Origin of the sequence: Streptomyces sp. NPDC056600, from assembly GCF_042792855.1 — a bacterium.
Taxonomy (GTDB): domain Bacteria; phylum Actinomycetota; class Actinomycetes; order Streptomycetales; family Streptomycetaceae; genus Streptomyces.
In genome coordinates this window covers 63,849-76,852 of record NZ_JBHTVQ010000012.1, presented here as the reverse complement: position 1 = coordinate 76,852, position 13,004 = coordinate 63,849, and the positions used below count along the sequence as shown (strand labels likewise).

Sequence of the window (13,004 nt, the reverse complement as noted above, 5' to 3'; positions counted from 1 at the left end):
TTCAACCACAGCGAAAAGCCCTGGGCGCGCATCGTGGATCCGGAGATGCTTGCAGCGCAATTGAACGCGGCAAAGAGTGCCGCATCAGCCGGCAGGGAGTGCGTGTCACATGAGACGGAAGACGTTGGCCACCGTCGCCACTGTGCTGATCGCCTGCACCGCGGGCGGATGCGGTACCGCAGGGGAGAACGAGCCGGCGAAGTTCTCCGCCGCCCACCGGGAGGCCCTGTCGGTCGTTTCCCACGAGAAGCTCCGCGACCTGACCGTGGCGGAGGAAATCGAGATCGAGTACGCCGAGCACACTCTTGTCAAGGAGTGCATGGAACAGAAGGGATTCTCGTACTGGCTGGGCCCGTTCATCCCCGCCGAGGCCCGCAAGGCCGGCGGCTACGTGATCGACGACGTGGAATGGGCGAAGAAGTACGGATACGGGCGGCCCTTCGACGAGGAGGGTGAGCGCAACCGTCGGGAGCACCCGAACGTGCGGTACCCCAACGGGCTCTCCGAAGAGGAGCGGATCCGCTACAACATCGCCCTGGACGGGCAGTACGACGATGTCATGAAGATCCCGCTGCCCACCGGCGGCGCCGTGGAAACCCCCCGCGAGGGTTGCTGGGTCGACGCACGAACCGCCCTCTACGGCGATCTGAAGACATGGCTCACCGCCAGGAAGACGGTCACCGGCCTCACTCCTCTATACGTTCCGCGAATCCACAAGGACAGCCGGCTGCTGAAAAAGGTCGACGCCTGGGCGCGCTGCATGAAGAAGGCGGGGCACCCCTACTCCTCTCCCGACGAGATCCGCGACAAGCGTGTGATGCTCGTCAAGGGAATGAGTGCGCGAAAGGCCCAGGAGACCGAAGTGGCCCTCGCGGTCACCGAAGCCGAATGCGCCCGCGCGACCTCTCTCGGCGAAACGGCGCGCACCCTGGAGAAAGAGTACCGCGGCACGTTGCTGAAGAAATACGCCAAGAAATACACCACCTATCGGCAGATGCGCCTGAACGCGCTCGCCCGAGCCCGCGGTCTCGACGGCTGAATTCGACCGCCCCCTTGATTTCCACGGCCTCGCGGTCGTGGGACACCGCACCACCTGCCCTTTCCCTTTCACCTCTCAAGGAGAAGACATGCGCAAGCTCCCCGTCCTCGTGACGACCCTCGCCGTGGCCGGCCTCGGTCTCATCGTGCCCGCCACCTCCGCCCAGGCAGCGGGCTGCGCCACCGCCAAGTCGGCCGCGCTCTCCGGTTACATGTACGCCTACGACAACGTCAACTGCGGCGTCGAGCTCGGTCACGCCTCGGGTGACGACTCCAACTGGGGCGACAGCGGCGGCAGCTTCCAGGGCGGCGACACCAACAAGGCCACGTCCATCCTCAACAAGGGCAACTCCTACGAGGTCGCCTTCTACAACGGCACCCGGGACTCGGGTGCGTCCGGCGGCGGCAACATCTGCCTGTCCCGTGCCGAGGGTTTCGCGTCGGACCTCACCAACGACTACTTCAACAACGGCAACTCCGCGAACAACTCCATCAGCAGCCACGCCTGGTCGTCCGCCAGCAACTGCTCCAAGTGGGCGGTCTGACACTCCCGCAAGGCCCGCCCCGCGTGCCCCGGCCCACCGGACTCCTCCCCGGGGTGGGCCGGGGCACCCGGCGTTCCGGAAGCAGCATCCAGCCACCCCCTGGCCGATTGCTGCCAGCGCCGCACGGCCCGGGGCGCACCGCCCGCTGCCACACTTCTGGCGTTTCCGGTGACCCGTGTGAGGGGGAGGCACGTGACGACAACTCTGGACCGCCTGGACAAGAGCGAGCACGTCGTCGAGCTGGCGGTGGCACGCCTGACCGCGAACTGGTCGCCCCGGCTCGGCGCCCCCGACCCGGCGCACGTGCGGCTGCTCGCCGAGCGGCTGGAGGACCTGCCGCCGGTCGTGGTGCAGCGGTCGACCCTGCGGGTGCTCGACGGCCGGCACCGGCTGGCGGCCGCCCGGCTGCGCGGGCTGGAGCGGATCCCTGCGCGGTGCGTCGACGTCTGCGACGCGGAGGCCTTCGTCACGGCGGTGCGGCTGAACGCCTCGCACGGCCTCCCGCTGGCCGCGCACGAGAGGGCGGCCGCGGTACGGCGCGTCCTGCTCACTCATCCCGAGCGCTCCGACCGGTGGATCGCCGCCCTGTGCGGCGTCGCGGTGCGCACGGTCGCCTCGCTGCGGGCGGACGCCGGGCCCGGCGGGGAACCGGACCGCCAGGTCCGGGTGGGCCGGGACGGCCGGCGCCGTCCGCTGTCCGCCCAGGCCGGCCGGCAGGCCGCGACGGAGATCATGCGCCGTGAGCCGGGGGCGAGTCTGCGCGACGTGGCCCGGCGCGCGGGCATCTCGGTGGGCACCGCCCTCGACGTCCGCCGACGTCTGGCCGCGGCGGACGGCGAGGCCACCGGGCCGCACGGCACGACGGGGACCGGGCCCGGTGAGGCGCGGGTCGGGGCGCCGCCGGTCGCCGGACCGCCGGCCCTGGAGGCCGCCCGGACGCGTCTGGCCCACCTCGTGCGCGACCCGTCGCTCAAGTACACCGACAACGGGCGGTCGTTGCTCCGGCTGGCGGCGAGCACCCTCACCTTCGTGGAGCAGGCACAGTGGGCGCCCGGGGTGACCACCGGCCATTCCCGGGAGTCGCTGCGGCTGGTCGCCCGGGCGTGCGCCGAGGGCTGGCTGAGGCTCGGTGAACACCTTGCGGACGCGGAGCGGGACGGCGGTCCCCCGGACGGGGAGCACGGCGCGACGCGTGACGCCGGACCGGCCGTCGCCGCGCCCGGTTCGTGACGAAGTCTCCACTTCGGCTCCACCGGATCCCCACCGAGTTCCGCACAAGTGATCACCTTCCGGCCGCGTCCCTCCTACACTCCGAGCCAAGCACGCGGTCCGGCTCCCCGGAGCCTTCCCCCACGGAGTGTCCGCCTTGCACCTGCATCCGATGTCCGTCCTCGGCCTCAGCTCCGTGGAGGAGGACGTCTACCGGCACCTGCTGCGCAACCCGGGCCTCGAACTCGACGACCTCCACCTGCTGTTGCGCCAGGACGCGCAGACGGTCGCCTCGGCGGTGGACCGGCTGCTCGTGCTGCAGGCGCTGCGGCGGGACGAGGACGGCACGGCGTGGCCGCACAAGCCGGACCTGGTGGTGAACCGGCTGGCGCAGCAGCGCCTCGAGGATCTGTACGACACGATCCGCGCGCTCTCCGACCTGCGTCCGCTCCTCGACTCGCTGGCGGACGAGGTGCGCGCCCCGGCCGCCGACGCCACGGAGTCCACGGTCGAGCGGTTGATGGGCCTGCGGGCCATCAGGGACCGTCTGGACGAACTGGCCTTCTTCGCCCGCGCCGAGGTCCTCGCCGCCGAGCCGTACGACGCGCTGACCCGGGAGAACATCGAGCACTCCCGCCCGCTGGACATGCGCTGCCTGCGCCGGGGCGTGGTGCTGCGCAGTCTGATCCGCGGCTCCGCGCTGGAGGACGACACGACCCGCTCCTACCTCCAGGAGCTCGTCGCCGCCGGCGCCCGCATCCGGGTCGTCAAGGACCTCGACGAGCTGATGGTGGTGTACGACCGCCGCACCGCGCTGATCCCGGTGGACCCGCAGAACACCGCGAAGGGCGCGCTCTGTTCCAGCGAGGCGGGCATCGTCACGACCATCGTCAACAACTTCGAGCGCCTGTGGGCCGCGGCCGAGGAGTTCTCCGACGCGATCGAGGCGCGCGGCGGCGACCCGTCCGGCCGGGACGCGCTCTCCGACCTTCAGCTGCAGATACTGCGGGCCATGTGCACGGCCGGGAAGGACGAGACGGGGGCCCGGAGCGTGGGCGTCGCGCTGCGGACGTACCGGCGGCACATCTCCGACCTGCTGCGGGCGCTCGGCGCGGACAACCGGGCCCAGGCCGCCCTTCTGGCGCGCGAGCGCAGGTGGATCTGAGGGTCAGTCGCCCGCCTCGGCGGGGTCGAGGGCGTCGTCCCACAGCAGCTCGAAGCGGCGCACCGCCGGCAGGACGAGTCCGGGCGCCGACGAGGACAGCAGGCCCCGGGCGAAGTCCGACGGGTCGACCGGCACCAGGAGGCGGTTCCGGTCGCAGGCGAGCAGCGGCCCGTCCGGCTCCGGCAGCACCCTGACGCGCGCCCCGGCCGCGTGCAGCTCGGCCAGATCGGGGACGGCGACGGCCTCGCCGGGGACGGACCGCCACACGACCACCCGCACCAGCACGGAGCGTCGCAGCAGCACCGTGCACAGCCGTGCCAGGGCCCGGCGTGCCTCCGGTCCGCCGGCACTCCACGGTCCGGCCACCAGCATCTCGGTCCTGGCCACGTGAGCCAGGCTCCGGACCGTCGCCCGCATCAGCGCGGCATCGGTGATCCGTTCCACGAGTGCCGGCTCGGGCGCGGCACGCGGCCAGGGCATCCGGCCCGGGGCGGCTTCGCGCTTCAGGGAGTCCACCACCGGGCGCAGTGCGCCGAGGCCGCGGATGAGGGTGTGCAGTTCCTCCAGCAGCCGCCCGGACAGCCGGGTCACCACCCGTTCGGGATGCTCCGGCCACAGCGCGCCGTCCCGCTCGACGACGGCGCCGAGCGCCCGCAGCCGGTCGACGTCACGGGCGGCCGCTCCGTCCGTCCCGCCCGCCGGCCCCACGACCGCCGCGACGGGGAGACCCGGCCGGCGCAGCAAGCGCCGGTACAACTCCTCCTCCGCCGGGGTGAATCCCAGGATCTGCATACCGTGCACGGGCGGCTTTCCCCTGTCTCGATCGGTGATCACGACCCGGAAAGCGCGGTCCGGACGCCGTTCCCGGCGTCCGGACCGCGCTGCCCCCCACCGGTGGGCGGAACCACCGAGGATCAGCGCGGCTTCTGCGGGTTGTCCTCCTGCCAGCCGTTGACGGGCCCACAGGCTTCGATCGAGGTCATACAGCTGTCGGTCGCCGTCACTCCGGTGTGCCCGGACACCGCGCCCTGTCCCGCCAGTGCCGCGGACGCCCCCGCGGTCACCAGGACGGTGAGCGCCACGGCTGCCGCTCCCCGGCACGCCTTGCTGGTCGCGATACGCATCATGGGTCTTCCCCTCCCCGGCGCCCGAAGCGCCTGTCCCCGCCCGCTGACCGGGGTGATCCCCCGCTCACGTCAGGAAGCATGGCAGCGCGCGGGCGGCCCGTGACCGGTCGCCGGTGGCAGCCTCCTGCCGCCAGCGCGTGCACGATCCTGCCAGCGCACGGTCGGCTAGCCTGCGGAACATGACCGACGACCCCCGCTTCACCGCCGCCTTCTGGGACGAGCGCTACTCCTCCGCCGACCGGCTGTGGAGCGGCGATCCCAATCCCGCTCTGGTGGACGAGGTGTCCGGGCTGGCCCCGGGCCGGGCGCTGGAGGCCGGGTGCGGTGAGGGCGCGGACTCCCTCTGGCTCGCCCGGCAGGGGTGGACGGTCACCGGGACGGACGTCTCGCAGGTGGCCCTGGACCGGGCCGCCGGGCACACGCCGCAGGAGCTGGCCGGGCAGGTCACCTGGCGGCGGACCGACGTGCTGGACTGGATGCCGGAGACGGCCGCCTACGAGCTGGTGTTCGCCACGTTCCTGCACCTGCCGTCGCACGTGCGCCGCCAGGTGTTCGCGGGTCTCGCCGAGGCCGTCGCGCCGGGCGGCAGCCTGGTCGTGATCCTGCACCACCCGCGGGACCTGACCGACGGCGCCGTGCCGCGGCCGCCGGAGCCGGACCTGTTCTGCACGGCCGACGAGCTGGCCGACGACCTCGTCCCGGTCGGCGGCTGGACCGTGCACACCCGGGACGCCCGGCCGCGGACGGTGACCCACGAGGGCCGCGAGGTCACCGTCCACGACGCGGTGCTGCGCGCCGAACGCGCCGTCTGACGGGTCCGGTCCGGTCCGGTCCGGTCCGGTCAGAAGAACTTCGCCCAGTCCTGGTCCCAGATCTGCTTGACGCACAGGACCAGGAAGAGCAGTCCGGCGACGGCCAGCATCACGTTGCTCGCGATCCCGTTGCGCCACTCGACGGGCGTGCGGGTGGAGTTGAGGAGCCAGATCAGGGTCAGCGCCAGGAACGGCATGAAGGCCGCGCCGAGGACGCCGTAGAGGATGATCAGGCGGAACGGCTGGCCCTGGAAGAGCAGCACGATCGGCGGGAAGGTCAGCCAGAGCAGGTAGCCGCGGAACGCCCAGGACTTCTCGCGGCGGCCCTCGGCGACCTCCTCGCCGGTGGCGGCCCGCTTGGTGCGGTAGCGGGCGGCGAAGTCGGCGAACATCAGGCTCACGCCGTGCCAGACGCCGATCAGGGAGGTGAAGGAGGTGGCGAAGAAGCCGATCAGGAAGAACTTGGCGGTGGCGGTCCCGTACTCCTCCTCCAGGATGTCGCCGAGCTGGATCAGGCCCTTGTCGCCGGAGGCGATCGCGATGCCCGAGGAGTGCAGCAGCTCGGCGCCCACGATGAGCATCGCCACGACGAAGATGCCGGTGGTGATGTAGGCGACCCGGTTGTCGAGCCGCATCACCTTCATCCAGCCGGTGTTCGTCCAGCCCTTGGCGTTCACCCAGTAGCCGTAGGCGGCCAGCGTGATGGTGCCGCCCACGCCGCCGATGAGGCCGAGGGTGTTGAGGACGGAGTCCTTGCCGTCCGGGAGGACCGGCAGCAGGCCGGCGAAGAGTCCACCCAGATGAGGGACCACGCGGATCGCCAGGTAGACGGTGACCAGGAACATGACGCCCACCAGGACGGTCATGACCTTCTCGAACACCGCGTACCGGTTGAACCAGACGAAGACCAGCCCGACCAGGCCGGTGGAGACCGCCCACCACTCCAGGTCCATCACGCCGGGGAACAGCGCCTGCAGTGGCAGTCCGCTCGACGACATGGCGGCGGCTCCGTAGACGAAGCCCCAGACGATCGCGTAGACGACGAAGAAGACGGTGGTCCAGGCGCCCAGTGACGCCCAGCCGTCGAAGAGGGTGCGGCCGGTGGCCAGGTGCCAGCGGCCGGCCGCCTCGGCGAGGGCGATCTTGACGACGCAGCCGATGACGGCGGCCCACAGCAGCGTGTAGCCGAAGTTGGTCCCGGCGACCAGGGTCGCCACCAGGTCGCCGGCGCCCACGCCGGTCGCCGCGACGACGATGCCGGGGCCGATGTACTTCCAACTCGATTTCCGGGGTGCGGCGTTGCTCGTGTTGTCAGCCATGGCGATCAACCTGGCCCACCCCGGCCGCACCGGCAAGGGGCGCGGCAGGACGACGTCCGCCGCTCCCCCGGCATCGCGCGGGCTACGCCTCCGTCGGCCCCGGCTTCCGCCCGCCGTCACCGTCGGCCTTCGCGTCCGCTTCCTCGTCGGCCTCCGTGTCGGCCTTCGCCTCCGTGTCGGCCTTGGCCTCCGCATCCACGGCCGTGGCGTCGCCGGCCGGCTTCACGGCTGCGTCATCCGCCTCGGCCTCCGCCGGGGCGTCGGCGTCGGAGTCGGCGTCCGTCTCCGCATCGCCGTTTGCGTCGGCCGGCCGCGCGTCGGCCTCCTCGAAGTACGCGTCGAGGACGGCGTCCAGCTCCGTCTCCCAACGGGCGACGTCCGCGCGGGACTTGGCGTCGATCTCGATCCAGTACCACCGGCGGTCCGGGGTGTGCACGACGACCGTGTACCGCTTGCCGAAGCCCGAGGTCGACGTCTCGACGGCGCCGATCTCGTCCCAGCGGAACTCGCACTCCTGGTCGTCCAGGCACAGGCGGATGCCGGCGTGGTCGGCGACGAGGCGGGCGCGGAAGTCCTTGGCCTCGAGGACCGGACCGTCCGGCACGGGCGCGGACGCGGAGGCGCCCTCGCCCAGGTCCTCGGCGTCCTCGCCGGACGCGGCGGCCTCGCCGGAGTCGTCGGCCTCCGGCGCGGCGTCCTCCACGACGGCGTCGGCCTCGTCGGACGCCGCGCCGGGCACGGCGGCGTCCTCGGGCGCGCCGTCGGCCGTCGCCGGGACGGTGAGCCCCGGGATCAGGGCCGGGTCGACGGCGGCGGGCGGGGTCAGGGGCTTGGTGTTTGAACCGATGCGCTGCTCCACAGCCCGCAGTATGGTCCACGACCCCACCCCACGGAAAACCTGTCGTCGCATCGTTACCGAGGAACGTGGCCGCGGCCCGGGGGACTTACATGGCATCCGTGGCGAAACGGATGGCCCATTCCCGTGCCTCCTCGGCCGGCAGCGCGGCCCCTTCGGCCCTGGCCGCGCGGTACGCGTCCTCCCCCAGCGCGGCCCGCAGCTCCTCCAGGCACCGTGCGGTGTCCAGGGCCGCGACCCGGTAGGCCGCGATGCGCGTCTCCTCGACGGGCCAGCGGGCCTCGGAGGCGCCGAACAGGCGGGCGGCCTCGCGGTGGCGGCCGAGCAGCCAGGCGCAGTGGGCCAGCGTGTCGTGGCCCAGCGCGAGGGCGCGCGGGTCGGCGAAGTCCCGCTGCGGCTCGAGGACGCCGAGGACGTGCGCCAGTGCGCCGTCGGGCCCGGTGAGGCGCCGCTCGACGATCAGGGTCTTCGCCCGTACCCAGTGCAGGTAGGGGCGGTGCCAGCGCTCGTCCTGCTCCCGGGAGAGGCCGAAGGCGCGCTCCAGACAAACCAGCGCCTCCTCGATGCGGCCGGTCGCGCACAGCGCGCTGGCCAGGATGCTGAGCGCGTTCTGCTCGCCGTAGCGGTCGGCGGCGGCCCGCAGGTCCGTCACCGCCGCGCGGAAGGCGTCCAGGCTCTCCTCGACCCCGCCGCCGGTGAGGGTGGCCAGCGCGGTCACCGTGGTGGCCCAGCCCACCGAGGCCTGGTCGCCGTCGGCCCGGGCGCGCGCGGCCGCCTCGGCGGCCTGGCCGGCGGCGGCCTCCAGGTCGGCGGGGAAGACGGCCAGGAAGGCGCAGGCCCACATGGCCCGGGTACGGGCGGCCCGCACCACCGGGTCGCCGTCCGCGGGGGCGGTGGCGGCCAGGGCGCGGCGCAGCCAGCCGACGCCCTGTTCGGCGGCGCCGGTGGCGGTCCAGTACCAGACGAGGCCGTGGGCGATGTCCAGGGCGGCGCGCGCCTGCGCCGGCTCGGCGTCCTCCCGCACCCCGTACTCCAGGGCCTGGCGGAGGTTGGGCAGTTCCCGCCCCAGTTCACGCAGCCGCGCGGCCTGGCCGGGGCCCGCCCACCGTTCGTAGGCCTCGCGCACCATGTCGCGGAACCACAGAAGGTGCCGGGTGCGGGCGTCGTCGAGGTCCCCGCCGCGGGCGAGCCGGTCGCGGCCGTACTCGCGGACCGTCTCCAGCATCGTGTAGCGGCGGCCGGCGCCGTCGCCGGGCTCGGTGAGCAGCAGGGAGTGGTCGATCAGGCCGTCGACGGCGTCGAGCAGCTCCTCCGGGCCGGTCTCCCCGCCGCCACGGGTCTCCCCTCCGGTACGGGTTTCCTCGCCGGGGCCCGCGCCGGTGCGGGCGCCCTCGCCGGGACCGGTCTCCGCGCCGGTGCGGGGGACCTCCCACACGGCGTGCGCCGCCTCCAGCGATATCGAGCCGACGAACACCGACAGCCGGGCCCACAGCCGCTGTTCGGCGGGGGTGCAGAGCTGGTGGCTCCAGTCGAGCATGGCGCGCAGCGAGCGGTGCCGTTCGGGCGCCACCGGGTCGCCCTTGCTGAGCAGTGGCAGGCGTTCGTCGAGGCGGTCGAGGAGCTGTCCCGGGGAGAGCGCACGCAGCCGCCGGGCCGCGAACTCGATGGCCAGCGGGAGCCCGTCGAGGCGGCGGATGACGGCGCGGGCGTGCTCCACGTCGTCCGGCGACCAGGCCGCGTCGGCCAGCAGGGCGGCGCGGTCGGTGAGTAAGGCGAGCGAGGCGTCCTCGGGGAGCGGCGGGACGACGTAGAGCCGTTCGGCGGCCGGGCCGAGCGGCAGCCGGCTGGTGGCGAGCAGGCGGACGCCGGTGGTGGAGGCCAGCAGCAGGTGGGCGAGCCGGGCGCAGGCGGCGGCGAGGTGTTCGCAGTTGTCGAGCACCAGCAGGATCTCGCGGCCGCGCAGGGCGTCGGCCAGGTGGGCCGTCGGCGTGGTGTGCGGGGGCACGGGCGCCAGGCCGAGCCCTTCGACGACGGCGTAGGGCAGGACGTCGGGGCTGGTGACCTCGGCGAGCTCCACCCAGCACGCGCCGTCGCGCAGCAGCAGTCCGGCGGTGCGGGCGGCGCGCTGGGCGAGGCGGGTCTTGCCGACGCCTCCGACGCCGGTGAGGGTGAGCAGCCGGTGCTCGGCGAGCAGCCGGCACACCTCCTCCACCTCGTGGTCGCGGCCGACGAAGCGGGTGGGCGGGTCGGGCACGCCGCGCGGCGCGTGCGGGACGCCCTCGGCCGCGCCGCCGGGGCCGTCCTCGGTGTCCTGCCACGGGGCGTCGGACGGCGGTCCGTACGGCGCCCCGGCGGCCGTGCCCTGGCGGGGCAGGCCGGGCGGCAGGCCGTGGGGCGGCTCGCCCGACGACGGGTCCGGCGCGCGGGCGGGGCCCGCCGCGGAGCCCGTGAACGGGAAGGAGGTGCCGGCGGTCGGGCGGGGCGGCGGCCCGGCCGGGGGCCGGGCGGCGGGCTCCGCCTCGGGCGGCAGTCCCGCCGCCTGCCGCCAGCGCCGGTGCCACTCGCCGGTGCCGGTGACCCCGCAGGCCTCCAGGTAGGCGGCGACCACCGGCCAGGCGGGCAGCCGGTGCCCGGAGGCGGCGGCGGACAGGCTGGACGCCGAGTAGGGCACCCGGGAGGCGAGTTCGCGGTACGGCACGTTGCCGGTGCGCCGCCGGAGCATGCGGAGGTCGGCCGCGAACTCGGCGGCCTTCCCCTGCCCGGGCTCGATCGGCTTCTCCCGGCGTCCCATGTCGTGTGCGACCCCCCGGCCACTCGGCGATGTTCGCTTTGATCTCACGTTGTCCAGTAATTGTCCAGTGACGCCTGGGCACGCGTGGTCAACATGACGAACGGTCAGGATGGCCTTCGCCGCGCTCGCCGGTGATCGGGGGACCGTCGGGCGCCGGTGCTTCTTCGCGGGGAAGTCTTGGGGAACATGGGGGCCATCATGTGGGCCTCTCCGCGGAGGAGTTGATCTCCGCCGGGCCGCGTCGGCGCGGCCCGGCGGAGACCGGCCCGGTCCGGTGTCGGTCCAGGACAAGGGCCGTCGGCGTCAGTCCAGGACGGCCATCGCGTCGATCTCGATCAGCAGGCCGGGCGGCAGGCCCACGTAGACGGTGGTGCGGCAGGCCGGCGGCTGGGTGAGCCGCTCGCCGAAGTAGGCGTTCCAGATCTGGTTCATCTCCGCGAAGTGGTCCACGTCGGTGAGGTAGACGCGCAGCATCATCACGTCGTCCCAGCCGGAGCCGCCCTCCTTCAGCACCGCCTCGACGTTGGCGAGGGTCCGCAGGGTCTGCTCGCGCAGCGTCGGGCCGGCCGGCGTGGGCGGCTGCCCCTCCTCGGCGGGCAGGAAGCCGACCTGTCCGGCGACCTGGAGGATGTTCCCCTTGCGCAGGCCGTGGGAGAAGGCCGCGGGCGGAGCGGTGTGGGTGCTGGGGGTCAGTGCGGTCTTCTCTGTCATGGTCATCCTCCGGATGCTCGTGGACGGGGTCCCGATCATGGGAAAGTGAAACAGCCCGGATCCCGCAGCGCACAGGAGGCCCGAATGTCCGCGGATGCCGTCACCCGTCTTTCCGGGGAGCGGATCGACCACCGGTTCAAGGGTCTGCCGCTCGACGCGGACGCTCTGACCGTGGGCGAGCTGGCGGCGCAGCGGCGGAATCTGTTCACCGGCGGGTTCACCACCCCCGTGCTGACGCTTTCCGCCGAGCGCCTGCGCCACAACCTGCGGCTCATGGAGTCGTACACCGAGCGCCACGGCCTGGCGTTCGCCCCGCACGGCAAGACGACGATGGCCCCGCAGCTGTTCCGGCAGCAGCTGGAGCACGGCGCGTGGGGCATCACGCTGGCGGTGCCGCACCAGGTGCGGGTGGCGCGGGCCTTCGGGGTGCGGCGGATCTTCCTGGCCAACGAGCTGGTCGACCCGGCCGCGCTGCGCTGGGTCGCCGCCGAGCTGACCGCCGATCCGGCGTTCCGCTTCATCTGTTACGCCGACTCGGTGCGCGGCGTCGAGCTGATGGACGCGGCGCTGCGGCAGGTGGGCGGGCGGCCGGTGGACGTGGTGGTGGAGCTGGCCGCCGGGGACGGCGCGCGGACCGGGGCGCGGACCGAGGCCGACTGCCTGGCCGTCGCCGAGGCGGTGGCCGCGGCGCCGTCGCTGCGGCTGGCGGGCGTGGCGGGCTACGAGGGCGAGGTCCCGGACGCCACCGAGGAGCGGGTGCGCGCCTGGCTGGTGCGGCTGGTGGAGCTGGCGGCGAGGCTGGACAAGGCGGGGCTGTTCACCGGCACCGGTCTGGAGGAGATCGTGGTCAGCGCGGGCGGCAGCGCCTGGTTCGACACGGTCGCCGAGGTCTTCACCCGTCTGCCGGGGCTGAGCCGGCCCCCGTTGAAGCTGCTGCGCTCGGGCGCGTACGTCTCGCACGACGACGGCCACTACCGCTCGATCACGCCGTTCGTGCGCGTTCCCGAGGAGGGCGCGCTGGAGCCGGCGTTCCGGCTGTGGGCGCAGGTCGTCTCCCGTCCCACCGGGGAGCAGGCGTTCCTCAACGCGGGCAAGCGGGACGCCGCGTACGACCTGGGCATGCCGGAGGCGCAGGTGGTGCGCCGCGGCGACGTCGAGCGTCCGGCCGAGGCCATCGCCGTCACCCGGCTGTCCGACCAGCACGCCTGGCTGGAGACCGGGCCCGGCGCGGACCTGGAGGTCGGCGACTGGGTGGGCATGGGGCTGTCGCACCCGTGCACCGTCTTCGACAAATGGCAGCTGATCCCTCTGGTCGAGGCGGACGGCACGGTGGTGGACTACATCCGTACGTTCTTCTGACGGATCATCTGAGGGATCTTCCGACGGACGGCTCCGCGGCCGTCCGCCCAGCGAAGTGGGGGCCGCCGTGCA

General features: G+C 73.4%; 12 protein-coding genes. 6 read left to right on the top strand and 6 right to left on the bottom strand.

All coding sequences use genetic code 11. The features are described 5' to 3' along the window. The first annotated feature begins 109 nt into the window (after positions 1–109). The 4 genes from ACFRAV_RS09210 to ACFRAV_RS09195 all read left to right on the top strand — a co-directional run bounded on the left by ACFRAV_RS09210 (position 110) and on the right by ACFRAV_RS09195 (position 3,957). Positions 110–1,039, top strand: a complete 930-nt coding sequence (locus ACFRAV_RS09210) for a hypothetical protein (RefSeq protein WP_382552987.1) — start codon at positions 110–112, stop codon at positions 1,037–1,039. Positions 1,040–1,127: 88 nt separating this feature from the next. Continuing rightward, positions 1,128–1,583: a hypothetical protein gene (locus tag ACFRAV_RS09205; RefSeq protein ID WP_382552985.1), complete on the top strand. Its 456-nt coding sequence runs from the start codon at positions 1,128–1,130 to the stop codon at positions 1,581–1,583. A gap of 192 nt (positions 1,584–1,775) precedes the next feature. Beyond that, the gene (locus ACFRAV_RS09200; protein ID WP_382552984.1) at positions 1,776–2,813 is read left to right on the top strand and encodes a ParB N-terminal domain-containing protein; all 1,038 of its coding nucleotides are present in this window, start codon (positions 1,776–1,778) and stop codon (positions 2,811–2,813) included. A gap of 136 nt (positions 2,814–2,949) precedes the next feature. After that, positions 2,950–3,957, top strand: a complete 1,008-nt coding sequence (locus ACFRAV_RS09195; RefSeq protein ID WP_382552983.1) for a helix-turn-helix transcriptional regulator — start codon at positions 2,950–2,952, stop codon at positions 3,955–3,957. Positions 3,958–3,960: 3 nt separating this feature from the next. Here the strand turns inward: ACFRAV_RS09195 and ACFRAV_RS09190 are convergent, their stop codons facing one another. Next, a complete protein-coding gene (locus tag ACFRAV_RS09190; protein ID WP_382552982.1) occupies positions 3,961–4,749 on the bottom strand; it encodes a hypothetical protein in 789 nt (262 codons plus the stop codon). Positions 4,750–4,871: 122 nt separating this feature from the next. Beyond that, a complete protein-coding gene (locus ACFRAV_RS09185) occupies positions 4,872–5,084 on the bottom strand; it encodes a hypothetical protein (RefSeq protein WP_382552980.1) in 213 nt (70 codons plus the stop codon). Positions 5,085–5,263: 179 nt separating this feature from the next. On the opposite strand from ACFRAV_RS09185, the gene ACFRAV_RS09180 reads away from it, so the two are divergent. Beyond that, positions 5,264–5,896, top strand: a complete 633-nt coding sequence (locus ACFRAV_RS09180; RefSeq protein WP_382552978.1) for a class I SAM-dependent methyltransferase — start codon at positions 5,264–5,266, stop codon at positions 5,894–5,896. Between the two features lie 29 nt (positions 5,897–5,925). Here ACFRAV_RS09180 and ACFRAV_RS09175 read toward each other — a convergent pair whose 3' ends face one another. The 4 genes from ACFRAV_RS09175 to ACFRAV_RS09160 form a co-directional block, all read right to left on the bottom strand. Further along, positions 5,926–7,215 carry an Nramp family divalent metal transporter gene (locus tag ACFRAV_RS09175; RefSeq protein ID WP_382552976.1) on the bottom strand — a complete coding sequence of 430 codons (1,290 nt, stop codon included), beginning with the start codon at positions 7,213–7,215 and terminating at the stop codon, positions 5,926–5,928. 82 nt (positions 7,216–7,297) lie between these two features. Then, the gene (locus tag ACFRAV_RS09170) at positions 7,298–8,074 is read right to left on the bottom strand and encodes a hypothetical protein (RefSeq protein ID WP_382552974.1); all 777 of its coding nucleotides are present in this window, start codon (positions 8,072–8,074) and stop codon (positions 7,298–7,300) included. Positions 8,075–8,159: 85 nt separating this feature from the next. Beyond that, entirely contained in the window at positions 8,160–10,862 is a 2,703-nt protein-coding gene (locus ACFRAV_RS09165) for an ATP-binding protein (protein ID WP_382552972.1), read from the bottom strand. Positions 10,863–11,165: 303 nt separating this feature from the next. Further along, entirely contained in the window at positions 11,166–11,573 is a 408-nt protein-coding gene (locus tag ACFRAV_RS09160; RefSeq protein ID WP_382553063.1) for a RidA family protein, read from the bottom strand. 84 nt (positions 11,574–11,657) lie between these two features. On the opposite strand from ACFRAV_RS09160, the gene ACFRAV_RS09155 reads away from it, so the two are divergent. Next, complete coding sequence (locus tag ACFRAV_RS09155) at positions 11,658–12,932, top strand: amino acid deaminase (protein WP_382552970.1); 1,275 nt, start codon at positions 11,658–11,660, stop codon at positions 12,930–12,932. Positions 12,933–13,004 lie beyond the last annotated feature (72 nt).

What these genes read in the sequence shown, in the direction of transcription:
- ACFRAV_RS09155 (WP_382552970.1), top strand. Translation starts at nt 11,658, where the DNA reads ATGTCCGCGGATGCCGTCACCCGTCTTTCCGGGGAGCGGATCGACCAC.
- ACFRAV_RS09160 (WP_382553063.1), bottom strand. Translation starts at nt 11,573, where the DNA reads ATGACAGAGAAGACCGCACTGACCCCCAGCACCCACACCGCTCCGCCC.
- ACFRAV_RS09205 (WP_382552985.1), top strand. Translation starts at nt 1,128, where the DNA reads ATGCGCAAGCTCCCCGTCCTCGTGACGACCCTCGCCGTGGCCGGCCTC.
- ACFRAV_RS09165 (WP_382552972.1), bottom strand. Translation starts at nt 10,862, where the DNA reads ATGGGACGCCGGGAGAAGCCGATCGAGCCCGGGCAGGGGAAGGCCGCC.
- ACFRAV_RS09210 (WP_382552987.1), top strand. Translation starts at nt 110, where the DNA reads ATGAGACGGAAGACGTTGGCCACCGTCGCCACTGTGCTGATCGCCTGC.
- ACFRAV_RS09180 (WP_382552978.1), top strand. Translation starts at nt 5,264, where the DNA reads ATGACCGACGACCCCCGCTTCACCGCCGCCTTCTGGGACGAGCGCTAC.
- ACFRAV_RS09175 (WP_382552976.1), bottom strand. Translation starts at nt 7,215, where the DNA reads ATGGCTGACAACACGAGCAACGCCGCACCCCGGAAATCGAGTTGGAAG.
- ACFRAV_RS09185 (WP_382552980.1), bottom strand. Translation starts at nt 5,084, where the DNA reads ATGATGCGTATCGCGACCAGCAAGGCGTGCCGGGGAGCGGCAGCCGTG.
- ACFRAV_RS09190 (WP_382552982.1), bottom strand. Translation starts at nt 4,749, where the DNA reads ATGCAGATCCTGGGATTCACCCCGGCGGAGGAGGAGTTGTACCGGCGC.